Below are 22,536 nucleotides of genomic sequence, written 5' to 3'. Positions count from 1 at the left end.
CACCGATTGCCCCGATGGTGTGACGCACCTGCCGGTGCCGACTCCCCCGCGGGCCAGGGACGTTGAAGCAGACATGCGCCTCTGTGACACCCCCCGCTTCACCTGGCGGACCGCGATGGTCGGCCTGTCGGCACTCACCGTCGCGGTCGCCGTGGTCGTGGCGCTGGTGTGAACCGCCGGCCGGGCGGCAACAGGCGTCCCGACACGCCGACAAGAGTCGCCCGCACGTGGGACGTCGCCGTGTCGCCCGGCCGTCCGGACGCGGTGACGGTGTGTGATGGCAGCGCTTTTCCGTTGTCACCGCTCACGAAGGACATCACGATGCGCCTCTGTCGTCCGCTCGCCGTCGCCCTCGGCGGGCTCGCCCTCAGCGTCCTCACCATGGGCCCGGCGGCCGCCGCCCACGGGACCTTCGTCTGGGTGGGGCCGAAGGGCAAGGCGTACGCCATCCAGAACCCGCCGGACCGCAAGTGCCTCGGCATGGCGCAGGAGGCGCGTGGCCCGCAGAACGCCACCAAGAAGGCGCTCGTCGTCTACGCCAAGCCGAAGTGCAAGGGCGCCTCGCACCGGCTCGCCCCCGGCCACTCGGCGTCGGGCAGCGTCCACTTCGCCAGCGTGATCTTCAACCCCCGCTAGCGGCGGCGCCGTCACGGTGGCCGGCGGGGTCACACTCCCCCGGCCACCCCGACGCCCAGACCGCACAGCACCACACCGGTGACGATGTTCAGCGCGCGCCGCACCGCGGGTCGCGACACCGGCAGCCCCGCTGCGCCTGGACCATCTGCGGGACGAGTCCTGGGTGACCGTCCTGGCCGGGCACGCGGCCCGCGAACAGCTGGACCGGGCCGCGGCGAAGGCCGGGTTCACGCCGCGGATCCGCTTCCAGACCGCGTCCTGCGACCTCGCCCGGGCGCTGGTCGGCACCGGCATCGGGGTCGCCCTCGTCTCCCGGCTGGCCCTCACCCGGGTCCCCGACGTGGCCGACGAACTGCGCGCCACCTGGGCTTCAGGGCGGTGACGGCCGCTCACCGCGCGGGCCGCGGCCCTCACAGGGGTGCGCGGGCCACCGTCATCACGTAGGCACCGAAGAGCAGCGACACGGCGGTGAGCGCGCCGACGACGGCGACGGCCTGGGCCGGCCGCGGACGCCGGCTCCTGACCAGGGCGCGGGCGAGCGGGATCAGCAGGGGGAACGCGGGCAGCAGGAAGCGCGGTTTGGAGGAGAACGAGCCCGAGCCGCCCACGACCACCAGGACCAGCACCCCCGCGAAGACCACCAGGGGCAGCGGTGCCCGGTCCAGGCAGAGCAGGCAGAACAGCAGGACGCCGGACGCCACGATCACCAGGGCCGCGGCGTAGACGAAGGCGCCGCCGTGCAGCAGCAGGCTCTTCACGAACTTCCAGGCCCCCTCCCCGAAGTCGAACCGGGAGTTCCACGCCTGCTGCACCTCGAAGTAGCCGTGCAGCAGGTCGCCGGTCCGGTGCCCCACCCACAGGACGTAGCCGAGCCAGCCGAGCGGGGCCGTCAGACACCCGGCCCACAGCCGCCAGGGGACGTGTCCTCGTCGCCGTACCGCCTCGTGCGCGCCGGCGGCGATGACGGCCGCCGCGACCGCGAAGCCGGTGGGCCGGGACAGCCCCGCCAGCGCGGCCAGCGAGCCGGCCCACAGCCAGCGGCCCTTGAGGACGCAGTACAGGGACCAGGCCGCGAGCGCGCAGAAGAGTGACTCGGTATAGGCGATGGTCAGTTCGACCGACTGGGGCAGTACGGCCCACAGGACGACGAGGGCGGTGGCGACGCCCCGGCCGTACAGGAGGTCGCCGACGCGGTGGACGCCCCACGCCGCCACGACGGCCGCGGTCCCGGCGACGAGCAGGGCGGCCTTGCCGGGGGTGACCGGCACGACCGTGACCAGGGCGCGGATGAGCCCGGGGTACAACGGGAAGAACGCCCAGTCGGTCTGCACGGCTCCCCTGCGCGTGATCTCGATCAGGTCGCCGTAGCCGTGGACCGCGATGTGCTGGTACCAGCGGGCGTCCCAGGCGTGCGCGAGATTCCGGAACAGGGGGCGTCCCGTGGCGTGACCGGCCAGGGCGACGGCGGCGACTCCGGCGAGCCGGACGGCCACGAAGAGCGCGAGGGCGGGCCCCAGCCCGGACAGGGTCCGGCGCGGGGGTGCGGGGCGGGCGGGGCCCGGCTGCGTGACGGGGCCGGGCCGTGGGACGGAGGACGTGCTCACGCTCCGACCATCGGCACGGGTGCGCGACGGCGCAACGCGACACGGAGGTTTCTCACGGTCTTCCGCACCCGTTCAGACCCGGGCGACCCGCGTCACACCCGGACCCCCTTGATCGATCATTCATCGGTCTGTTTACCATATGAGCGCCACCCAGCTCGATCGAGAGATTCAGGTCTGTGACTGTCAACGACGACTCGTTCACCAACTGGAAGAACCGCGAGGAGATCGCGGAGTCGATGATCCCGCTCATCGGGAAGCTGCACCGGGAGCGGGACGTGACGGTCCTCCTCCACAGCCGCTCCCTGGTGAACAAGTCGGTGGTCAGCATCCTCAAGACCCACCGCTTCGCCCGCCAGATCGACGGCGCCGAGCTCTCGGTCACCGAGACGATGCCCTTCCTCCAGGCGCTCACCACGCTCGACCTCGGCCCCTCCCAGATCGACATCGGCATGCTCGCGGCCACCTACAAGGGTGACGACCGCGGCCTGACGGTGGCGGAGTTCACCGCGGAGGCGGTCGCCGGCGCCACCGGCGCCAACAAGATCGAGCGGCGCGAGCCCCGCGATGTCGTCCTGTACGGCTTCGGCCGCATCGGCCGTCTGGTCGCCCGGCTGCTCATCGAGAAGTCCGGCTCCGGCAACGGCCTGCGGCTGCGGGCCATCGTGGTGCGCGGCGCCGGCGGCGAGGACATCGTCAAGCGCGCCTCGCTGCTGCGCCGGGACTCCATCCACGGCCAGTTCCAGGGCACGATCACCGTGGACGAGGAGAACAGCACGATCCTCGCCAACGGCAACGAGATCAAGGTGATCTACGCCGACGACCCGTCCGCCGTGGACTACACGGAGTACGGCATCCGGGACGCCATCCTCATCGACAACACGGGCAAGTGGCGGGACCGCGAGGGCCTGTCGAACCACCTGCGTCCGGGCATCGAGAAGGTCGTACTGACCGCGCCCGGCAAGGGCGACGTCCCGAACATCGTGCACGGCGTCAACCACGACACCGTGAAGCCGGACGAGCAGATCCTGTCCTGCGCGTCCTGCACCACCAACGCGATCGTGCCCCCGCTGAAGGCGATGGCCGACGAGTACGGAGTGCTGCGCGGCCATGTGGAGACCGTCCACTCGTTCACCAACGACCAGAACCTGCTGGACAACTACCACAAGTCGGAGCGCCGCGGCCGGTCCGCGCCGCTCAACATGGTGATCACCGAGACGGGTGCCGCCTCCGCCGTCGCGAAGGCGCTGCCCGACCTCAAGGCACGCATCACCGGCAGCTCGATCCGGGTCCCGGTGCCGGACGTGTCGATCGCGATCCTCAACCTCCAGCTGGCCCGCGAGGCGTCCCGCGCGGAGGTACTCGACTACCTCCGCGAGGTGTCGCTGACCTCGCCGCTCAAGCGCCAGATCGACTTCATCACCGCCCCCGACGCGGTCTCCAGCGACTTCATCGGCTCGCGCCACGCGTCCATCGTCGACGCCGGCGCCCTGAAGGTGGAGGGCGACAACGCGATCCTCTACCTCTGGTACGACAACGAGTTCGGCTACTCCTGCCAGGTGGTCCGGGTCGTCCAGCACGTGTCCGGCGTCGAGTACCCGACGTACCCGGCGACGGCGGTCTGACGCTCCCCCGCCTCCTCCGGCCCGGCCCCGCGACACGGGGGCCGGGCCGTCCGCGCTCTTGACGCGCCCACGGCCCGATGGCAGCTTTTTATCGATACAACCGATCTTGCGGACATCGTTCCATATATCGAACAACACGAGCCGGTCAGGAGTGCCCCCGTGCCCACAGCCACCGTGATCATCAACCTCGACATCGAGGGCCCGACGATCAGCCGTCACCTCTACGGCCACTTCGCCGAGCACCTGGGCCGGTGCGTCTACGGCGGCTTCTGGGTCGGCGAGGACTCCCCGATCCCCCACGAGGGCGGCATCCGGCTCGACGTCGTCGAAGCGCTGCGCGCCCTCGACATCCCCAACCTCCGCTGGCCCGGGGGCTGTTTCGCCGACGAGTACCACTGGCGGGACGGCATCGGCCCCCGCGAGCAGCGCCCCCGGATGGTCAACACGCACTGGGGCGACATCGAGGAGAACAACCACTTCGGCACCCACGAGTTCATGGCCCTCTGCGAACTCCTCGGCGCCGAGCCCTACATCAGCGGCAACGTCGGCTCCGGCACGGTCCGCGAGATGAGCGAGTGGGTGGAGTACCTCACCCGGGACGGCGACAGCCCCATGGTCCGGCTGCGCAAGGACAACGGGCGCGAGGAGCCCTGGCGGGTGAAGTACTGGGGCATCGGCAACGAGACGTGGGGCTGCGGCGGCAACATGCGCGCCGAGTACTCCGCCGACCTGGCCCGCCAGTACGCCACCTACTGCCGCGACCACGGCGACAACAAGCTCTACCGCATCGCCTCGGGCGCCTCCGACGCCGACTACAAGTGGACCGAGACCCTGATGCAGCAGATCAGCTGCTTCGGCTGCGAGGCCACGCCGAAGAACTTCTTCCAGGGCCTGTCCGTCCACTACTACACCCTCGCGGGCCCCTGGGAGGCCAAGGGCAGTGCCACGGAGTTCGCCACCGAGGACTACTACCGCACGATGGTGTCGGCCCGCCGGATCGACCGCATCCTCACCGGCCACTCCACGGTCATGGACGTCTACGACCCGCACCGCACGGTCGGCCTCGTCCTGGACGAGTGGGGCACCTGGTGGGACGTCGAACCCGGCACCAACCCCGGCTTCCTGTTCCAGCAGAACACCCTGCGCGACGCGCTGGTGGCGGGCGCCCACTTCGACATCTTCCACAAGCACGCGGCCCGGCTGCACATGGCCAACATCGCGCAGACGGTCAACGTGCTCCAGGCCATGCTGCTCACCGAGGGCGACAGCCTGGTCCTGACCCCGACCTACCACGTCTTCGAGATGAACAAGGGCCACCAGGACGCCACTTCGCTCCCGGTGCACCTGCGCGCCGAGGGCGCCCGGCGCCGCGTCGGCGACGCCGAACTCGACACCCTGTCGGCCTCCGCGAGCGTCAAGGACGGCACGGTCCTGATCTCGGTGAGCAACCTCGACGCCGAGGAGCCCGCCGACGTCACCCTCGACCTGCGCGGCGGCGCCCTCGGTGAAGCGACCGCCCGCATCCTCACGGCGGACAGGCTCCAGGCCCACAACACCCCGCAGGCGCCGGCCACGGTCGCCCCGCGGCCGTTCGACGGGCTCTCCGTGACCCCGGAGGGCCTGCGGCTCACCCTCCCGCCCCACTCGTTCGTCACCGTCCGGGCCCCCCTGAACCAGCGCTGACCTCGAGGAGTGCGCACATGACCCGACCCGCACGTCCGCTGCCCGCCCGCCGGCTGCGCCCGCCGATGGGCTGGAACAGCTGGGACTGCTACGGCACCACCGTCACCGAGGAAGAGGTCCTCGCCAACGCCGCGTTCATGCGCGACCACCTGCTCCCGTACGGCTGGGACACCGTGGTCGTGGACATCCAGTGGTACGAACCGACCGCCCGCGCCCACGGCTACAACCCGGACGCACCGCTCGTCCTCGACGCGTACGGCCGTCAGCTCCCCGCGCCGAACCGGTTCCCCTCCGCCGCGGACGGGGCCGGCTTCGAACCGCTGGCCGCCCGGGTGCACGCCATGGGCCTGCGGTTCGGGGTGCACATCATGCGGGGCGTCCCACGCCGGGCGGTCGAGGCGAAACTCCCGGTGCTGGGCACGGAGTTCACCGCCGCCGACGTGGCCGACACCGACTCGGTGTGCCCCTGGAACTCCGACAACTTCGGCCTGGACCACGGCCACCCCGGCGCCCAGGCCTACTACGACTCCCAGCTCGCCCAGTTCGCCGCGTGGGGCGTCGACTTCGTCAAGGCCGACGACATGCTCTTCCCGTACCACGAACGGGAGATCGCCGCCTACGCGCGGGCCGTCGAACGCAGCGGACGCCCGATCGAGCTGAGCCTGTCCCCCGGCACGGACATGTCGGTGGCCCGGCTGGACCAGCTGCGCGAGCACGCCACCATGTGGCGGGTCTGCGACGACCTGTGGGACCGCTGGGAGGACGTCGAGGCGCAGTTCGCCCGAATGGCGCGCTGGGCGCCCTGGCAGGGCGACGGCGGCTGGGCGGACGCGGACATGCTGCCGCTCGGGCACATCGGCATCCGCGCGGAACGCGGCGCGGACCGCCAGTCCCTGCTCACACGCCCCGAGCAGATCAGCCTGCTCACCCTCTGGCTGATCTCCCGCTCCCCGCTGATGATGGGCGGCGACCTGCCCACCAGCCCGCCCGAGACGATCGAACTGCTCACCAACGACGAGGCGCTCGACGTCCTGTGGCACAGCACCGGCAACCGGGAGGTGCTGCGGGAGCGGGACCTGGTGCTGTGGACGGCCCGGGACACCGACGGGCACACCCGGTACGCGGCGGTGTTCTCCCTGGCGGACGAGGCGCGCCGCCTCGAAGTGCCCCTGGGCTCGGTCGGAGCCGGCCCGCACGACCGCGTCCGCGAGCTGTGGACCCGTACCGACACCGCTCACGACGGCCGGTACCTGGTCGCCGAGCTGCCCGCGCACGGAGCCGCCCTCTATCGTCTTGCCGAGGACGGCAGGCGGGAGTGAGCGTGGCGACGATCCAGGACGTGGCGAAGGCGGCCGGCGTCTCGGCGATGACCGTCTCCAACGTGATCAACGGCCACCCCAACGTGCGCCCGGCCACCCGGGACCGCGTCCTGGCGGCGATGACCCGGCTCGACTACCGGGTCAACGTCGCCGCCCGCAACCTGCGCAAGGGCCGTACCGGGACCATCGGCCTCGCCGTCCCCGAGGTCAACCGCCCCTACTACGGCCGGCTGGCCGCCGCCATCATCGCGGCGGCCGGCCGGCACGGCCTGCGGGTGAGCGTCGAACAGACCGGCGCGCGCCGCGAGGACGAACTCGCCGCCCTGTCCCTGTCCCGCAACCGGCTCTACGACGGCCTCATCCTGTGCACGGTCGGGATGGGACAGGCCGATGTCGAGGCCCTGGAGGTCGACCATCCGGTGGTGATCCTCGGCGAGCGGATCTTCGGCGGGCCCGTCGACCACGTCGCCATGCCGAACGAGGCCGCCTCGGAAGCGGCGACGCGCCATCTGCTCGAACGGGGCTGCCGGCGCGTCGCCCTCGTGTGCGGGCGGCTGGACGGCGAGGTCGACGTGTCGAGCCTGCGCCACGCCGGCTACCTGCGGGCGCTGACGGCCGCGGGACTGGCCGCGGACCCGGAACTGGTGGTGACGGCGGAGTCGCTCACCATGCGGGAGGCGGCCCGTCAGGTGCGCGGGACGGTGGCGGGCGGCCTCGGCTTCGACGGGGTGTTCTGTGTGACGGACACGGTGGCCATGGGCGTGCTGCGCGCGCTCGCCGACGCCGGGATCCGGGTGCCGGAGCAGGTCAAAGTGATCGGCTTCGACAACGTCGACGAGAGCGCGTACCTCGTGCCGTCCCTGTCCACCGTCGACCCGGACCACGACCTGATGGCCGAACGCGCGGTCGCCCTGCTGGCGGCCCGCATCGACCGGGCCGGCCCCGGGCCGGAACGGGAGGAGTTCGTCGGCCCGTTCCGGCTGGTGGTGCGGGAGTCGACGGGCGGCTGACGCGGCTCGTCAGCCGTCCTGCGCCCGCGGCCGCACCTTCATCACGAGGGTGCGCGGCCGGACCGTCGCCCGGGCCACCGGCCGGACGGTCCGGCCGGGCGCGAGTTCGAACCGCACCCGGCGGAGCATGGTCGCGAGGGCGGTGATCAGCTCGGTCACCGCGAAACGGTCGCCGATGCATTTGTGCTTGCCGGCGCCGAACGGCAGGTAGGCCCCCTGAGGAAACGTTTGTTCAGAGTCCAGCCAGCGGTCCGGGTCGAAGGTGAGGGGGTCGGGGAAGAAGGCGGGGTCGCGGTGCAGGGCGTGCTGGCAGTAGGCGAGTTCGGTGCCGGGCGGCAGGGTCCAGTCCCCCAGCCGGGTCTCGGTGACCGTGCGGCGGGTGACCAGCCAGCCGGTGTGGTGCAGGCGCAGCGCCTCCTTGATCACGCGGTCCAGGTAGGGCAGCCGGGTGACGTCCGCGAAGGACACCGGGCGCTCGCCCAGCACCTCGGCGAGTTCGGCGAGGATCCGGGACTCGATCCCGGGGTCGCGGGCGACCTCGTAGAGGACCCAGGACAGGACGGACGCCGTGGTCTCGGTTCCGGCCACGGCCAGGGTGAGGATCTCCGAGCAGATCTGGTCCTCGGTCAGCGGCAGTCCGGTCGACTCGTCGGTGGCGGCCATCAGCAGGGAGAGCATGTCTCCGGTGCCGTGGCCGGCCGCCTGGAGTGCGGCGATGGCCCCGTTGATGGTGGCGCGCGCGTCGTCACGGGCGCGGTCGAAACGGCGGTTGAAGGGGATGGGAAGGCGCTCGAACCAGTCGGGCAGCATGATGCGCACGCCCACCCCGTTCATGACGACGGAGAGGTCACGACGCAGCTGCACAAACGTTTCCGCGTTGATGCTGCCCGAGAACACCGTCTTCACCAGCATGTCGAGCGACAGTTTCACCATTGCCTCACGGACGTCCAGGTCCTCACCGGGCGTCCACCCGTCGACCGCGGAATCGGCCTCGCCGCGCATGAGGTCGACGTAGCGGGCGATCTCGGCGCGGCCGAAAGCGGGCTGGAGCTGCCGGCGTTTCCGGACGTGCTCCTGTCCGGCGACGGTGACCACCGAGTCGCCCATGAGCTGGCCCATCTTCTCGAAGAACCGGCCCTTGTCGAGGCTCGGGCCCAGGTCGGTGAGCATGGTGCGGATGAGTTCCGGGTCCTGTACGACGATGGTGCGGGTGCCCGGCTGGAGGGTGATCTCGACCAGCGGGCCGTAGTTCTCGCGGAGTCCGGCGATGAAGGCCAGGTTGTCCCGGCCGAGTTGTACGGCGTGACCCAGCAACGGGAGCGAACCCGCCGCCCTGGGTATGGGGGGAGGCGCCACAAGCGTCATGAGACTCATGTCCCTTCACGGCGATCATGACCTCGCTTATGGCTGCCCACCCCGGGCCGTGGCTCAATCTGTGCCGTCCGACACGCGATCAGGCGTTCGATATCAGACGAGGTGGCCGAAGACGACCAGATTCTCCGTGTAGTCCTTGACGTCGTGGTCGTAGTCGCCGGCGCAGGTGATCAGCCGGACCTCCGGGCGACGGGTGTCCGCGTAGACGCGGTCGCTGGGGAAGTCGTCCTTCGGGAAGGTCTGCGCGTCATCGACCACGAAGTCCGCCCTGATGCCGTCGGCCCGGTCCACCGAGAAGCGGTCGCCGCGCTCCAGTTCGTCCAGCCGGACGAACACGGCCGCCGAGACCTTGGTGTCGACGTGGCCCGCGATGATCGAGGTGCCCGCCTCGCCGGGCGCGGCGCCCTTGGAGTACCAGCCGACCAGGTTGGTGTTGTCGGCGGGCGGCGGTTCGAGCTGACCCGAGGGGCTGATGGTGAGGGCGGTGAAGGGGGCGTCGACGGAGATCTTCGGGATGAGCAGGCGGGTCGGTACGGACCGGGGCAGCGCCTCGCCGGTCCGCTGCGGATCGGCCGAGGGAACGGTACCGGTGTGGTCGGCGGGCGCCCCGCCGCTGGCGTCGGAGGCCTTGCCGTGTCCGCCGACCAGCGCCACGACCAGCAGCACCACGGCCACGCCCCACACGGGCAGCAGTCCGCCGCGCCGGGCTTCGTCCGGAGCGCCCGGGCCGTCGCGGTCGTCGCGGACGTCGGGATTCCCGGCGTTCTCGGGGTTCGGGGAGGAGGAGCCGGCTGCCATCGCGGATCACCTTTCTGGAGCACGGCAGCGGGAGGGGCCGGAGACGGGACCCGCGGTGCCGTCGGCGTGTGGAGCGCCGGCGGCGGCCGCGGCCCCGTATTCGTATGCCCATCAGGACACGGGCCCGGCGACCCTCCTGCGTCGCAGGGCGTAGGCACCGGAGGCCGCTACACCGAGGACGGCCAGCCCGCCGGCCGTGACACCGGGCGAGGCGAGGGCACCGCCGCCGGTGTGCATACCGCCGTGCGGGCGGTCACTCCCCTCGTCGTCACCCCACGAGCCGCCGCCTTCGTCCTTCCCCCTGTCTCCCTTGCCCCCGCTGTCTTCCTTGTCGCCTTTGCCCCCCTGTTCGTCGTCGCCCTTGCCCTTGTACGTCTCCGGGTCGAACTTGCTGTCGCTGCTGCTGTAGGAGGAGTCGTCACGGCCCCCGTCGTCACGGTCCCCCGAACCCGCGGCCTGGGCTGCGGGAGCGGCGAACGCCAGGGCGGCGGTGGCTGCCGTCGTCGCGATGATCATGCGGGCAGAACGCATCTCTTTGTCCTTCCGCCGTGGCCGGGCGCCGACACTCCATCAGCGATATGACCCGGCTCCGACATGAACCACCGTCAGTCAGCCCCGCGCCTCGCACCATCCGGACCGCCCATCCGGGGTGACGACACGCCCAACTCCGCCCGGCTGGGTCAATCCGTCGCGGGCGCGCACCGCCATTCGGGCGGCGGTGGGCCCGTCGTCGGCGTGTCGCCGCCCTGGGGGCCCACCGCCGTGTCAGTAGCCCACGGAGAAGGTGGCGTCGGCCTTCTCGGTGCTGGTCGAGACGGGGTCGATGCGCAGGACGTAGTTCGAGTGGCGGATGTACCGGGTCGGGTAGTTGTAGGACCGGAACGACGACCAGGAGGAGTCGGCGAGGCCGGCCGTCCGGTAGAACGTGGCGTCCTGGGCGAACGCCGTCGTGCTGTCGTTCACGTCCAGTTGCAGCTGGTAGTCGTAGTGGCGCAGGTAGCGGGTCGGGTAGTTGACCGACTGGAAGGACACCCCGCCGCTGTCGGCGAGGCCGGGGACCAGCTTCCACATGCCGTCGGTGTACGGGTCGAAGGCGTACTCGTCGATGCGTCCGACGAAGTTGCTGTGCCGGACGTACCGGGCCGGGTAGTTGTAGGACTTCAGCCGGTTCCAGGACGGCGTGCCCCACTTGGTGACCAGATTGCCGTACTCGGTGGCGGTGATGGGCTGGATGCCGCAGTGCTTGGAGTTGAGCGGCTGGGTGTAGGTCTTCTGGTCGAGGGCCGTCCAGGTGCCGGCCGAGAGGTCGCTGGTCCCCCAGGCGTAGAACACGCCGTTCGGCGACCAGGTGTCGCCCCAGAGGTACCAGGTCGAGCTCGACGTGAGGGACTTGACCAGCTCGGGCGCCTCGGTGCCGTTGTGCGAGACGGCCGTGCTGAACTCGGTGAAGCTGCCCGGGTCGAGTGAGCTGGAGCGGGCGCCGACGAGGGTCGAGTTCTTCTTGAAGTAGAGGTAGTTGACGCCGTTCACGCCGACGGCCAGGTCGCCGTCGATGACGTCGTAGCCCGGGTCGAAGAAGACCTGCGGGTCGCCGGCGGTGACGAAGTCACCGGTGTAGTTGATCATGATGACGTTGTGGCCGCTGGAGTTCACGGCGGAGTAGATGATGCCGTACTGGCCGCGCCCGGCGTCCCAGAACGCCTCCGGCGCCCAGGCGTGGGTGTCCATGTCGTGCAGCTTCACCCGCCGGTAGCCGGTGAAGGTGCGCAGGTCGGTGGAGTCCCAGACATGGATGTACTGGCTGACGTAGGTCCAGTCGGTGCCGTTGAGGTCGGTGGCGAGGACCACGAAGGTGCCGTCCTGCTTGCGCAGGATGAACGGGTCGCGCAGGCCGAGGGAGCCCGCGGTGGGGGTGGCCACGGGGTCGTTCTGGTTGAGCGGGGTCCACTGGAGGCCGTCGGTGCTGACGGCCAGGTGCAGGCCGTAGTTGGCGGCCAGCATGTCCGGGGACTCGGTGAAATAGCACATCACGTAGGCCGAGTTGGTGGCGGCCTGGGCGCTGCCGGCGCCGAGCGCGAGGGCGCCGGTGGCGGTGAGGGGGACGGTCGCGGCCATGCCGAGGAAATGACGGCGCGACAGGGGGGTGCCGTTCATGTGCGCTCCAGACGAGGGGGGAGTGTCCGGGATTTCGGACATGGTTCGGAAAACCGATCAGAAACTAGAGGGGCACGTGGGGCGCGTCAATGCTTGCGTAACACGGGAGTTACTCGGTCGATGACACCTCGTCAGCCGGGCGGCCACTCTGACGGTGGAAAACCATCTGCTTTCGGGTGAGGAAAGCGGGACTCTTCGCTATGGTCCGATCAGTACCGCAGGGGGAGGAATAACCGTAGTGAACCGTATGCGTACATCTGCCGGAGTCCTGACCGCCGTCGGCGTCGTCACAGCCGCTCAACTCGGCGTCGCCGCGGGCGCGTCCGCGCGGACCGAGGCGCCGCGGAGCGCCGGCTGCCCCGTCGACATCGTCTATCCGAGCCGCTTCTACGTGAACTCGGACAACTGGGTGACCGAGGGTGGCCTGTACTTCGCCGTCAAGAACAAGAGCGCCACCAAGAGCTTCACGAAGGTCACGTTCACCGTGACGGACGTCAAGAACATCCGCTTCGGCACCGCCAGGGCCACCGGCGGCAAGGTCACCCACCGGACGTCGAAGACGGTGTCCGTGTACACGGCGACGCTGAAGAAGAAGACCAGCCTCGGGGTGCGCGTGCAGACCCATCTGCTGAACACCCACACCTACAAGGTGAAGTTCGCGCTGCACGGCACGGGCTGGAACTGCGCCGTCGACCAGGGCACCTGGGGCTCCTGACCCCGGCCCGTACTCTGGGGCCGTGGTCGACGGCGGCGAGAGTCCGGGTGCGGCGGCCGCCCGGCTCACCGGGCGGCGGCCCTCGGCCGAGCACGCCCTGTCCGGCGGCCTGACGGAGGTCGCGCTGGCCGACGGCGGCGCCGTCGCGGTCAAGCGCGGCGAAGGCTCCGGCGCGGTGCGGGCCGAGGCGGCCGGGTTGCGCTGGCTCGCCGCCGCCCGGGCGGTCCCGGTTCCCGAGGTGCTGGGCCACGACGAGCGGTGGCTGGTGACCGAGCTGGTCGCCACGGGCCCGCCGAGCACCGAGGCGGCCACGCGGTTCGGCCGCGAGCTGGCCGCCCTGCACGCCGGCGGAGCCCCGGCCTTCGGAGCGGCCCCGCCGGACGGCCCGCGCGACGCCTGGATCGGCCGCGCGCCGATGCGCAACGAGCCCGGCACCGACTGGCCGCACTGGTACGCCGAGCACCGGGTGCTGCCCTACCTTCGCGCGGCGGTCGACCGCGGCGCCCTGCGGCCCGGCGAGGCCCGGGTGGTCGAACGGGTCTGCGAGCGGCTGCCGGAACTCGCGGGACCGGCCGAGCCCCCCGCCCGGCTGCACGGCGACCTGTGGAACGGCAACGTGCTGTGGGGCGCCGACGGCCGGGTCCGGGTCATCGACCCCGCCGCGCACGGCGGACACCGCGAGACCGACCTCGCGATGCTCCGCCTCTTCGGCTGCCCGCACCTGGACCGGATCCTGGAGGCGTACCAGGACACGGCGCCGCCGGCCGCCGGCTGGGCGGAGCGCGTCGGACTGCACCAGCTGTTCCCGCTGCTGGTACATGCAGCGCTCTTCGGACGGAGCTACGCCGAACAGGCGCTCACGACATCCCGGAGAATCGCGGGCATTTGACCCTGTCACGTGCCGGACGAGCATGTGAAATCGGCCACTTGGCGCGGCGACAGGCCGCTGTTTCCTTAACAAGCCCTTAATTGGCGCTGAGATTACGCAGAGTAAGGAAACCAACCACGCGTTCGAATCGTATAAGTGCATGGAAGAACGAAACAGGGAGAGACCATGCAACCGTTCGCGCTCAACTACGCACGCCCCGCAGTGCAGTTGGACGTCACCACTCCGTACGCGTATGACTCCGGACTGCAGTTGAACGTTCTCCTCGATGGCCGGATCGCAGCCACCGATCACGCAACGCTGAGAGCCCTGGGGACCACGACCTCCACCGCGGGCTCCAAGACGCACTTCGACGACTGAACGCGGAACCCGACGATGACCGTGCTCATCCTGACCAGTGACGAGGACGTGACGGCGGACATGGTGGTCCTCCGGCTGCACGAGGCCGCCGTGCCCGTCGTCCGCCTCGACCCTGCCGATCTGACCAGCGGTGTGGCCCTGTCGGGCGAGTATGTCCAGGGCGTCAGCCGCGGCCACCTGTCCGTGAACGGACGTCTGGTGAGCATGGACGGCCTGCGCTCGATCTGGGTGCGCAGGCCCGGGGTGGCGGCCGCCCGGGCCGCCCAGCCGTCGGCCTGGCTGTCCGAGGAGTCCTCGCAGGCGCTGTACGGCATGCTGCGCGGGACCGACGCGCGCTGGATGAACCATCCGGACGCGGCCCGCCGGGCGCGTCACAAGCCGTGGCAGCTGCGGCTGGCGCAGCGCAGCGGGCTCGCCGTGCCCGCGACGCTGATCACGACGTTCCCGCAGGCGGCCCGGGAGTTCGCGGCCCGGTTCCCGGACCTGGTGGTGAAGCCGGTGTCGGGGGCGCATCCGCAGGAGCCGCCGCGGGCGGTGCCGACCAGCCGGGTGGCGCCGGACGCCGACTTCGCGGCGGTGGCGTTCGGTCCGACGCTGCTCCAGCGGCGGGTCGCCAAGCGGGCCGACATCCGGCTGACGGTGGTCGGCGAGCGGCTGCTGGCGGCCCGCAAGCCGGTGCATCCGGACGCCCATCCCGACGACGTGGACGTCCGGTTCGCCCCGTCCGTCGCCCCCTGGCAGGAGACCGAGGTGCCGGTGCGAGTCGCCGAGGCCGTTCACACGTATATGAAGGACGCCGAGCTGGCCTACGGTGCCTTCGACTTCGCGGAGGACGCCGACGGCATCTGGTGGTTCCTCGAGTGCAACCAGTCGGGTCAGTTCGGGTTCGTCGAGATGGACACCGGGCAGCCCATCGCCGAGAGCATCGCCGGGTGGCTGGCGGACGGCACCGGGCGGTGCCGTCCCCATGCCGACGGCGGGCGGAGCAGGATGCCCTGACCGGCTGGGCGGCGGTGTGGAGCGGAGCACGGAGAGAGGAACGGAACATGCGCATCGGACTGCTGGGGACCGGGCCCTGGGCGCGGGCGGCCTACGCCCCCGCACTGGCGGGGCACGGGTCGCTGGACTTCGCCGGGGTGTGGGGCCGTCGTCCGGAGGCGGCGGCGGAGCTGGCGGAGGAGCACGGCGTCCGGGCGTACGACGACGTGGACGCGCTGTTCGCCGACGTCGACGCGGTGGCGGTGGCGCTGCCGCCGGTCGTACAGGCGGACCTGGCGGTACGGGCCGCGCGGGCGGGGTGCCACCTGCTGCTGGACAAGCCCCTCGCGATCGGGGTCGCCGAGGGGCAGGCGGTGGTGGCGGCGGCCGAGCGGGCGCGGGTCGCCTCGGTGGTGTTCTTCACCACCCGCTTCCAGCAGGAGCCGGAGCGGTGGATCGGCGAACAGGCCGCCACAGCCGGCTGGTTCACGGCCCGGGCACAGTGGCTGGGCTCGGTGTTCACCGGCGACAGCCCGTTCGCCGACTCCCCGTGGCGCCGGGAGAAGGGGGCGCTGTGGGACGTGGGTCCGCACGCCCTGTCGGTGCTGCTGCCGGTGCTGGGCGACGTACGGCGGGTGGCGGCCGCCGTGCATGGCCCCGCCGACACCGTCCATCTCGTCCTCGACCACGCCACCGGGGCGTCCAGCACGGTGACGCTGAGCCTCACCGCGCCCCCGGCGGCCGCCGGGGCGGACGTGGAGCTGCGCGGCGAGGCGGGGGTGACGCTGCTGCCGAGGAGTGCGGAGGGAGCGGTCCCGGCCCTGACCCGGGCCGCCGACGCCCTGCTCACCGCCGCCCGCACGGGCCGCGCGCACCCGTGCGACGCCGCGTTCGGACTGCGGGTCACCGAGATCCTCACCGAGGCGGAGACCGTCCTCGGCAAGGACATCGGCTAGCGGTCCCGGTCCGCGGACGGGGTTCCGCCGTCCGCCGCCGGTCACCGCCCCCTCGGCGGGTCACCCGGCGGCGGGCTCCGCCCAGAAGTTCAGCCGCTCCCGGACCACCGGGTAGCCCGCCCTCGCGAAGTGCGCGGCCATCGGGAAGTTGCCCTGGTCGGTGGCGGCGGCGATGAACTCGGCGCCCTGTCCGGCCAGGAAGCGGGTGCACTCCACGAGCAGGTCGTAGGCGTAGCCGTGGCCGCGTCGCTCGGGCAGGACACCGATGAACCCGACGCAGGGCCCGCCCGGGTTGCGGCCGGGGATGTGGATGCCCACCGGCTCGCCGTCGGGGGTACGGGCGACCTGCCACCACTCGCGTGGCGAGGGCATCCAGTGGAAGAAGTCCATCTCCTCCTGCGCCGCCCGGTCCACTCCCCCTTGCCCGATGGCACGGCGGGCGTGGGCGTCCAGGGTGACGGAGTGGATGCGGCGCAGGGCGTCGAAGAACACGCCGTCGTCGGGCTCGGCGGCGAAGCGGAGCCGGCCGGGCCGCTCGGGCAGCCCGCACTCGGGGGTCCAGCGGTAGTTGTAGCGCTCCACCAGCAGTTCGTACCCGGCCTTGCGGGCGGCGGTGAAGCGGGTCTCGGCGGCCGTGCGCAGTTCGGCGGAGTCACGCCAGCCGGTGGGCAGGTCGAGCTCCAGTTCCGCCGTCCGCCAGGGCGCACTGCTCAGCAGCTCGGCGCCGGCCTCCTCCTCCCCCTCGGCCACGTCGAACCAGTTGACGACGAGCGGTTCGGCGTCCTCGGGCCCGCCCCACCAGGCGGCCCGGGCCACCACCCGGCCGTCGCGCAGGGCGACGCGCTTCCAGTCGGGACGGTAACGGGTGTGCTGGTTCCGCTCGCGCAGGCGCAGCGGGTCGGGCAGGTCGTCGAAGAGGTGAGCGGTGGTGTCGTCGAGCGTGCGGATGACCGGATCGGTCACGGATTCCTCCGGGATGTCGCGTGCTGCGGGGCGCGCTCCCGGGTCAGCTCGGAGCTGTCACGCCCGGAATACGGGGAGGGAGCGCTGGCTGGGTGTGGTGATCACGGCACTCGCCTCCTTCCGTCCGGTCTCGGGCGTGTGCCCACACGGTAGGGAACCGGGGCGGGCCGCGTCCACGGGTTTTCCGCACCGCCCGGCGGGGCCGGTGCCGGGGCACGGGCGTAGCTTGGGGATGTGACATCGGTGCGCGGCTGGTCGCCGCGTGGCTACCGGGACGGTCGTGGCTGGCTGCAGGGTGCGCCACCGCCGCGCTGGGTGCGGGTGCTGCCCGTCGCGCTGCTCGTGGGGGTCACGGTGGCGACCCTGCTCACCTCGCACGGCCATGACTTCGGTTTCCTGCTCGGCGCCATCCCGCCGCTGGCCGTCCTGTCCTACGGGCCGCTGGCGACCGCCGTGCTCAGCGCCTTGGTGGTGGTGCTGCTCAACGTGCCCGCCACCCATCTGAACCGCCCCGGCAACACCGACCTGCTCACGCTCACGTTCGTGGCCGTCCTGAGTGTGTTCGTGTCGTACGTACGCAGTCACCGGGATGCCCAGCTGGTCACCGAGCGGGCGGTGGGCGAGGCGGTGCAGCGGGCCGTGCTGCCGCCGCTGCCCGACCGGGTCGGCGCGGTGGGCTGCGCGGGGCTGTACCGGGCCGCCCAGCACGGCACGCTGGTCGGCGGGGACTTCTTCGACGTGCGCGACGGGCCGTACGGCGTGCGGGCGGTCATGGGGGACGTACGGGGCCACGGGCTGGCCGCCGTGTCCACCGTGGTCGCGCTGCTCGGGGCGTTCCGGGAGGCGGTGCTGGACCAGCCGGACCTGGAGGCGGTGGCGGCCCGGATGGACCGCAGGATGCGGGTGGACTCGGCCGGCGTGCCGAACGCGGAACTGTTCGCCACCGCCCTGTTGCTGGAGTTCTCGGCCGATCTGCGGACCGTGCGGATCGTGGCCTGCGGCCATCCGGCGCCGGTGCTGCTGCGCGACGGCCGGGCCCGGGAGCTGGGCGTGGCGCCGGCCGCGCCGCTGGGGCTCGGGCTGGCGCAGGCGGAGACGCCGAAGGAGGTCACGGTCGAGCTGGGCCGGGGCGACCGGCTGTTCGTCGCCTCGGACGGGGTCTGGGAGGCGCGTGACCCGGCGGGGCGCTTCTACCCGCTCCCGGAGCGGCTGGCGACCTTCACCGGCACGGACGCGGCCGGACTCACCGAGGCGGTGTGGGCCGACCTGTCCGGGCGCTGCGAGGTGCGGGACGACGCCACCATGCTCGTCCTGACGCCCGGCATCGGCTGAGGCTCAGCCGACGTCCCACAGGAACCGGTGGGTGTGGATGCCGAAGTACGGGAAGGGCTGGACCTCGCGTACGCCCTCGATCGGGCGGACCACGTCGTTGACGAAGTCCAGCAGGTCCTTCGGTCCCGGCGTGACCACTTCGGCGAACAGGTCGAAGCCGCCCGAGGTGAAGACGGAGTAGACCACTTCCGGGTGGGCGGCGAGCGCGTCCGCGACGGCGCGCGGGTCGCCGTCCGTGCCGATGCCGAGCAGGGCCATCGCCTGGCCGCCCATGGCCATCGGGTCGGTGACACCGACGACCTGCACGGCCCGTGAGTCCAGCAGCCGCTGGAGCCGCTGCCGGGCCGCGGAGGCGGAGAGACCGACCCGGGGCCCGAGGTCGGCGTAGGCGATCCGGCCGTCGGTCTGCAGCTCGCGCAGGATGGCCCGGTCGATGTCGTCCATGTGCACGTCGGCGCCCTCTTCCTCTCTGGTTCGGCCGGCTGCGGTCCGGCCGGCGGTCAGCCGAGCAGTTCGCGCAGGGCGGCCCCGAACACCTCGGTGTGGGTGTCGACGTCCTGCTCGGTGGTGTCGGGGCACATCAGGGCCATGTTGTGGAACGGGGTGAGCAGGATGCCCCGGTTGGCGAGGTAGAGGTGGAGGAAGTCCTCCAGCTCGGGGTCGGCGGCGGCCGCGGACTCGGTGCCGGTGCGCGGGGCCGGGTCGGCGAACCGGTACTCGGTGCGGGCGCCGAGGCGGCTGACCGACCAGGGCAGGGCGTGGGTCCGGACGGCCGAGCGGACCCCGGTCTCGAAGCGTTCGGAGAGCGTGGCCATGCGGTCGAACGCCTCGTCGGTGAGGACGTGCTCCAGGGTGGCCCGGGTCGCGGCGACCGACAGGGCGTTGCCCGCGAGGGTGCCGCCGACCCCGCCCATGTCCACCAGGTCCAGGTCGGCGCGGGCCAGCAGGCGCTCGGCGAGGTCGTCGGAGAGGCCGTAGGCGCCGGCCGGGATGCCGCCGCCGATGGCCTTGCCGATGGTCAGCAGGTCCGGCTCCAGGTCCCAGGCGGCGGTGCAGCCGCCGGGGCCCGCCGAGAAGGTGTGCGTCTCGTCGTTGATCAGCAGGGTGCCGTACCGCCGGGTGAGGGCGCGCACGCCCGCCAGGTAGCCGGGTTCCGGCAGCACGATGCCGATGTTGGTGAGCGCGGGTTCCATGAGGACGGCGGCCACGTCGCCGTGGGCGAGTTCGCGCTCCAGCTGGTCCAGGTCGTTGAACTCGGCGACCCGGCTGGTCAGGGTGACGTCACAGGGCGCGCCGACGTTTCCGGGGCGGGGCGCTCCCGTGCCGTCGGGGCCGACCACGATGAGGGACTCGTCGACGCTGCCGTGGTAGCTGTAGCTGTTGAAGAGGATCTTCGGGCGGCCGGTGACGGCCCGGGCGAGCCGGATCGCCCACCGGTTGGCGTCGGTCGCGGTGAGCGAGAAGCTCCAGCGGGCCAGCCCGAAGCGGCGGGTCAGCTCGGCGCCGACCCACTCCGCGTCCTCCGTCGGCAGCATCGCGGTGGCGCCGCCCAGCTCGCCGAACCGGCGCTGCACCGCCTCGGTCACCACGGCCGGCGAGTGCCCGGCCATCGCCCCGGTGTCGCCGAGGCAGAAGTCGATGTACGAGTGCCCGTCGACGTCGGTGACCCGGGCACCGCGCGCGGTCGCCAGGTAGCGCGGGAAGGCCCCGGCGGTCTTGTTCATCCACGTCATCGGGACCCGGCCGAAGAGATGGCCGGCATTGGCATATGCCGCCCGGGAGCGGGGATTCTGGCGCTCGGCCTCGGCGCTCTCCCGGGCCAGGAGGGCGAGCAGTCGGGTGCGGTCCATGAGGTCCCCCAGGTCGGGAGCGGCGGTGACGGAACGACGGGAACCTACGACTGATACGGGGGTGAATTCAATATAAGACGATCGATTCGTGTGCGACGACGATCGAATCGAGCGTCGCTCACACGCGCGACACGCTCCGCCCCTCCGTCGCGGACAGCACACATGACCGGTGTTCGCACATCAGCCCTCAAACGCCAGGGTTCGCCACCCCTTCCGCCACATAGAAATATCTACCAGCATGCATATGCCGGGTTGGCGTACCGATGTACCAAGTGCCGGAGCAGTGAATGGCGAACAGGATGTGGATGCAGGGCGTGGAATGGCTCGCGGCCGCCTCGGCGGACCCCCGGGCGTGCAAGTGGGAATGGGACCACGGCGAAGGCGTCTCGCTCCTGGAGGCCGGCCGTTTCTGGGATGTGCTGAGCGTGCCGGACCGGCTCGGTCTGCTGACGCTGGATCTGCTGTGGCGGCCGTCGCTGCCCATCCCCGGACCGACCCTGGTGGACACCGACGCGCGCCGGGTCGGTTTCTTCCTGCCGCCCGACCCGTCCGGCGGCTGGATCGGCGCCGGGCTGCGCTACGCGACCAAGGGGGCGTGGGTCGCCGTGCCGCCGCCGTACCGGCCCGGGGGCTGCCTGGAGTGGCTGGTGCCGCCCGACGGAAGCGGCGCCCTGCACACGCCGGGCCTGCTGGAGCTGGCGCTGCGCGAGGCCAACGGCACGCTGGCGGTGCTGCGGCCGGCGGGTCAGGAGTAGCGCGGCCGGCCGACGGGCACCTTCGGGTGCCCGCTCGTATCCTGTGATCTCAGGGTTCTGACGTCCGACCCCACCGCACGGTCCCTCTCACGTGCTTGGAGTCAGCCCATGTCCTGTCCACCCGCCCTGCTGCGCGCGGGCGCCGCGGTCGCCGTCGTCCTGGGCACGCTGACGGGGCCGCTCGCCACCGCGCCCGCCGCCGCGCCGGCCGCGTTCGCCCCGCCGGCCGCGTTCGCCGAGCCGGCCTCGTTCACCGCGCCCTCGGCCTCCCCGTCCTCCTCGGCCCCGCGGACCGCCCCGCCCCCGCCGTCACCGTCCGGCAGCCGGGACGTCCGCTCGATGACCCCGGCCGTGGCCGCCGAACTCGACGCGGCCGTGCGGAAGGTCATGCGCGAGGCCGACGTGCCCGGCGTGACCGTCGGCGTCTGGACGCCCGGACAGCCCGACTACGTTCGCTCGTTCGGGGTCGCGAACAAGGCGACCGGGCAGCGGATGTCGCCCGACCTCTACATGCGGATCGGCAGCGAGACCAAGATGTTCACCGTCACGGCGGTGCTGCAACTGGTCGACCAGGGCAAGGTGGGCCTGGACGAACCCATCGGCACGTACCTCGACGGCGTACCGAACGGCGACCGGATCACCGTGCGCGACCTGGCGGGGATGCGCAGCGGACTGTACAACTACTCCGAGGACGACGCCTTCTTCAAGGCACTGACGTCCGACCCGCAACGCCCCTTCACCCCGCAGCAGTTGCTGGCCTACTCCTTCAAGCACCCGGTGATGTTCGAGCCGGGGCGGAAGTTCTACTACTCCAACACCAACCTGATCCTGCTCGGCCTGCTCGTCGAGAAGGAGAGCGGGCAGCGACTGGGCGCGTACCTCGCGCGGCACGTCCTCGCCCCTGCGGGCATGAAGCAGACGCTGTTCCCGACCGGGAACGAGTTCCCCACCCCGCACGCCCAGGGCTACACCGACCAGACGGCGGACGGGAAGGTCGCGGAGACGGCCGACTGGAACCCGTCGTGGGGCTGGGCGGCCGGCGCGATGATCTCGACCCTGGACGACCTGCACACCTGGGCGCCCACCGCGGCCACCGGGGTCTTCCCCGACGGCAGCACCATGGTCGCCCCCGCCACCCAGAAGCAGCGGCTGACCACTCCCCCGACCGGGATCACCGGCGCCGGGTACGGCCTCGGCATCTTCGACGTGCGGGGCTGGATCGGGCACAACGGCTCGCTGCCGGGCTACGAGGCCCTGACGGTGTATCTGCCGTCGACGCGGACGACGGTGGTGGTGCTGCTGAACACCGACATCAGCTACCACGGCGACATCGAGCCCAGCACGCTGTTCGGCCGGGCGATCACCCGGACCGTCTCCCCGGGCCACGTCTTCGACCTGCCGGTACCGGCCTCCGCCACCCGGTGACGACACGGAGCGATCCGGACCCCAACTCCCCTGCCACGGACGGCATTTCCGACACTTGACACAGAAGCGAACAGCCATCGAGCGGATTCGAAGCGATGTAACGATTCACCGTGCGC

22 protein-coding genes are annotated in these 22,536 nt (G+C 71.7%); 14 read left to right on the top strand and 8 right to left on the bottom strand.

Annotated features, from left to right (window positions below):
• Positions 1-321: 321 nt before the first annotated feature.
• Together MB828_RS32010 and MB828_RS32005 are read left to right on the top strand one after the other, a co-directional pair.
• Positions 322-636, top strand: a complete 315-nt coding sequence (locus MB828_RS32010; RefSeq protein ID WP_301651220.1) for a hypothetical protein — start codon at positions 322-324, stop codon at positions 634-636.
• 163 nt (positions 637-799) lie between these two features.
• A complete protein-coding gene (locus MB828_RS32005; protein ID WP_301651219.1) occupies positions 800-1,018 on the top strand; it encodes a LysR substrate-binding domain-containing protein in 219 nt (72 codons plus the stop codon).
• A 28-nt stretch (positions 1,019-1,046) separates the two neighbouring features.
• Here the strand turns inward: MB828_RS32005 and MB828_RS32000 are convergent, their stop codons facing one another.
• Entirely contained in the window at positions 1,047-2,240 is a 1,194-nt protein-coding gene (locus MB828_RS32000) for a hypothetical protein (RefSeq protein ID WP_301651218.1), read from the bottom strand.
• A 176-nt stretch (positions 2,241-2,416) separates the two neighbouring features.
• Here MB828_RS32000 and MB828_RS31995 point away from each other — a divergent pair, with 176 nt between their 5' ends.
• The 4 genes from MB828_RS31995 to MB828_RS31980 all read left to right on the top strand — a co-directional run bounded on the left by MB828_RS31995 (position 2,417) and on the right by MB828_RS31980 (position 7,874).
• Positions 2,417-3,862, top strand: coding sequence for a glyceraldehyde-3-phosphate dehydrogenase (locus MB828_RS31995; RefSeq protein WP_301651217.1), 1,446 nt, complete (start codon positions 2,417-2,419; stop codon positions 3,860-3,862).
• A gap of 159 nt (positions 3,863-4,021) precedes the next feature.
• The gene (locus MB828_RS31990) at positions 4,022-5,545 is read left to right on the top strand and encodes an alpha-N-arabinofuranosidase (RefSeq protein WP_301651216.1); all 1,524 of its coding nucleotides are present in this window, start codon (positions 4,022-4,024) and stop codon (positions 5,543-5,545) included.
• Between the two features lie 17 nt (positions 5,546-5,562).
• Positions 5,563-6,864 (top strand): glycoside hydrolase family 27 protein, encoded by a 1,302-nt coding sequence (locus MB828_RS31985; RefSeq protein ID WP_301651215.1) that lies wholly within the window; start codon positions 5,563-5,565, stop codon positions 6,862-6,864.
• Between the two features lie 2 nt (positions 6,865-6,866).
• Positions 6,867-7,874, top strand: coding sequence for a LacI family DNA-binding transcriptional regulator (locus tag MB828_RS31980; RefSeq protein WP_301651214.1), 1,008 nt, complete (start codon positions 6,867-6,869; stop codon positions 7,872-7,874).
• Between the two features lie 9 nt (positions 7,875-7,883).
• On the opposite strand, the gene MB828_RS31975 is transcribed toward MB828_RS31980, so the two are convergent.
• The 4 genes from MB828_RS31975 to MB828_RS31960 form a co-directional block, all read right to left on the bottom strand.
• Positions 7,884-9,239, bottom strand: a complete 1,356-nt coding sequence (locus MB828_RS31975) for a cytochrome P450 (RefSeq protein WP_301651213.1) — start codon at positions 9,237-9,239, stop codon at positions 7,884-7,886.
• Positions 9,240-9,341: 102 nt separating this feature from the next.
• Positions 9,342-10,046 carry a class F sortase gene (locus tag MB828_RS31970; RefSeq protein ID WP_301651212.1) on the bottom strand — a complete coding sequence of 235 codons (705 nt, stop codon included), beginning with the start codon at positions 10,044-10,046 and terminating at the stop codon, positions 9,342-9,344.
• Positions 10,047-10,157: 111 nt separating this feature from the next.
• Positions 10,158-10,577 carry a hypothetical protein gene (locus MB828_RS31965; RefSeq protein ID WP_046728911.1) on the bottom strand — a complete coding sequence of 140 codons (420 nt, stop codon included), beginning with the start codon at positions 10,575-10,577 and terminating at the stop codon, positions 10,158-10,160.
• Between the two features lie 234 nt (positions 10,578-10,811).
• Positions 10,812-12,200, bottom strand: a complete 1,389-nt coding sequence (locus tag MB828_RS31960; RefSeq protein ID WP_301651211.1) for a glycoside hydrolase family 43 protein — start codon at positions 12,198-12,200, stop codon at positions 10,812-10,814.
• 247 nt (positions 12,201-12,447) lie between these two features.
• Here MB828_RS31960 and MB828_RS31955 point away from each other — a divergent pair, with 247 nt between their 5' ends.
• The 5 genes from MB828_RS31955 (at position 12,448) to MB828_RS31935 (ending at position 16,095) form a co-directional block, all read left to right on the top strand.
• The gene (locus tag MB828_RS31955) at positions 12,448-12,915 is read left to right on the top strand and encodes a hypothetical protein (protein ID WP_301651210.1); all 468 of its coding nucleotides are present in this window, start codon (positions 12,448-12,450) and stop codon (positions 12,913-12,915) included.
• Between the two features lie 22 nt (positions 12,916-12,937).
• Positions 12,938-13,804 carry a fructosamine kinase family protein gene (locus MB828_RS31950; RefSeq protein WP_301651209.1) on the top strand — a complete coding sequence of 289 codons (867 nt, stop codon included), beginning with the start codon at positions 12,938-12,940 and terminating at the stop codon, positions 13,802-13,804.
• Positions 13,805-13,969: 165 nt separating this feature from the next.
• A complete protein-coding gene (gene tgmA, locus MB828_RS31945) occupies positions 13,970-14,161 on the top strand; it encodes a putative ATP-grasp-modified RiPP (RefSeq protein WP_133024031.1) in 192 nt (63 codons plus the stop codon).
• Between the two features lie 15 nt (positions 14,162-14,176).
• The gene (tgmB, locus tag MB828_RS31940) at positions 14,177-15,160 is read left to right on the top strand and encodes an ATP-grasp ribosomal peptide maturase (RefSeq protein WP_301651208.1); all 984 of its coding nucleotides are present in this window, start codon (positions 14,177-14,179) and stop codon (positions 15,158-15,160) included.
• 47 nt (positions 15,161-15,207) lie between these two features.
• Positions 15,208-16,095, top strand: a complete 888-nt coding sequence (locus MB828_RS31935; protein WP_133024029.1) for a Gfo/Idh/MocA family protein — start codon at positions 15,208-15,210, stop codon at positions 16,093-16,095.
• Positions 16,096-16,155: 60 nt separating this feature from the next.
• Here the strand turns inward: MB828_RS31935 and MB828_RS31930 are convergent, their stop codons facing one another.
• Complete coding sequence (locus MB828_RS31930; protein WP_301651207.1) at positions 16,156-17,058, bottom strand: GNAT family N-acetyltransferase; 903 nt, start codon at positions 17,056-17,058, stop codon at positions 16,156-16,158.
• A 234-nt stretch (positions 17,059-17,292) separates the two neighbouring features.
• Here MB828_RS31930 and MB828_RS31925 point away from each other — a divergent pair, with 234 nt between their 5' ends.
• Positions 17,293-18,390 carry a PP2C family protein-serine/threonine phosphatase gene (locus tag MB828_RS31925; protein WP_301651206.1) on the top strand — a complete coding sequence of 366 codons (1,098 nt, stop codon included), beginning with the start codon at positions 17,293-17,295 and terminating at the stop codon, positions 18,388-18,390.
• A 3-nt stretch (positions 18,391-18,393) separates the two neighbouring features.
• On the opposite strand, the gene MB828_RS31920 is transcribed toward MB828_RS31925, so the two are convergent.
• Positions 18,394-18,834 carry an Lrp/AsnC family transcriptional regulator gene (locus MB828_RS31920; protein WP_046728919.1) on the bottom strand — a complete coding sequence of 147 codons (441 nt, stop codon included), beginning with the start codon at positions 18,832-18,834 and terminating at the stop codon, positions 18,394-18,396.
• A 56-nt stretch (positions 18,835-18,890) separates the two neighbouring features.
• Complete coding sequence (locus MB828_RS31915) at positions 18,891-20,240, bottom strand: transaminase (RefSeq protein ID WP_301651205.1); 1,350 nt, start codon at positions 20,238-20,240, stop codon at positions 18,891-18,893.
• A gap of 287 nt (positions 20,241-20,527) precedes the next feature.
• Between MB828_RS31915 and MB828_RS31910 the strand changes: the two genes are divergently transcribed.
• Entirely contained in the window at positions 20,528-20,995 is a 468-nt protein-coding gene (locus tag MB828_RS31910; protein WP_133024025.1) for a hypothetical protein, read from the top strand.
• A 108-nt stretch (positions 20,996-21,103) separates the two neighbouring features.
• On the top strand, positions 21,104-22,420 hold the full coding sequence (locus tag MB828_RS31905) for a serine hydrolase domain-containing protein (RefSeq protein ID WP_301651204.1): 1,317 nt from the start codon (positions 21,104-21,106) through the stop codon (positions 22,418-22,420).
• The last annotated feature ends 116 nt before the right edge of the window (positions 22,421-22,536 follow it).

This window comes from Streptomyces arenae (assembly GCF_022343545.1).
Taxonomy (GTDB): domain Bacteria; phylum Actinomycetota; class Actinomycetes; order Streptomycetales; family Streptomycetaceae; genus Streptomyces; species Streptomyces humi.
The sequence above is the reverse complement of the archived record's forward strand: the minus strand, read 5'-3'. Positions and strand labels throughout refer to the sequence as shown.

Bases quoted from the DNA above. Each gene is read 5' to 3' on its own strand.
- MB828_RS32010 (WP_301651220.1), top strand. From the start codon at position 322: ATGCGCCTCTGTCGTCCGCTCGCCGTCGCCCTCGGCGGGCTCGCCCTC.
- MB828_RS31985 (WP_301651215.1), top strand. From the start codon at position 5,563: ATGACCCGACCCGCACGTCCGCTGCCCGCCCGCCGGCTGCGCCCGCCG.
- MB828_RS31975 (WP_301651213.1), bottom strand. From the start codon at position 9,239: ATGACGCTTGTGGCGCCTCCCCCCATACCCAGGGCGGCGGGTTCGCTC.
- MB828_RS31970 (WP_301651212.1), bottom strand. From the start codon at position 10,046: ATGGCAGCCGGCTCCTCCTCCCCGAACCCCGAGAACGCCGGGAATCCC.
- MB828_RS31965 (WP_046728911.1), bottom strand. From the start codon at position 10,577: ATGCGTTCTGCCCGCATGATCATCGCGACGACGGCAGCCACCGCCGCC.
- MB828_RS31960 (WP_301651211.1), bottom strand. From the start codon at position 12,200: ATGAACGGCACCCCCCTGTCGCGCCGTCATTTCCTCGGCATGGCCGCG.
- MB828_RS31955 (WP_301651210.1), top strand. From the start codon at position 12,448: ATGCGTACATCTGCCGGAGTCCTGACCGCCGTCGGCGTCGTCACAGCC.
- tgmA (WP_133024031.1), top strand. From the start codon at position 13,970: ATGCAACCGTTCGCGCTCAACTACGCACGCCCCGCAGTGCAGTTGGAC.
- tgmB (WP_301651208.1), top strand. From the start codon at position 14,177: ATGACCGTGCTCATCCTGACCAGTGACGAGGACGTGACGGCGGACATG.
- MB828_RS31935 (WP_133024029.1), top strand. From the start codon at position 15,208: ATGCGCATCGGACTGCTGGGGACCGGGCCCTGGGCGCGGGCGGCCTAC.
- MB828_RS31920 (WP_046728919.1), bottom strand. From the start codon at position 18,834: ATGGACGACATCGACCGGGCCATCCTGCGCGAGCTGCAGACCGACGGC.
- MB828_RS31915 (WP_301651205.1), bottom strand. From the start codon at position 20,240: ATGGACCGCACCCGACTGCTCGCCCTCCTGGCCCGGGAGAGCGCCGAG.
- MB828_RS31910 (WP_133024025.1), top strand. From the start codon at position 20,528: ATGGCGAACAGGATGTGGATGCAGGGCGTGGAATGGCTCGCGGCCGCC.
- MB828_RS31905 (WP_301651204.1), top strand. From the start codon at position 21,104: ATGTCCTGTCCACCCGCCCTGCTGCGCGCGGGCGCCGCGGTCGCCGTC.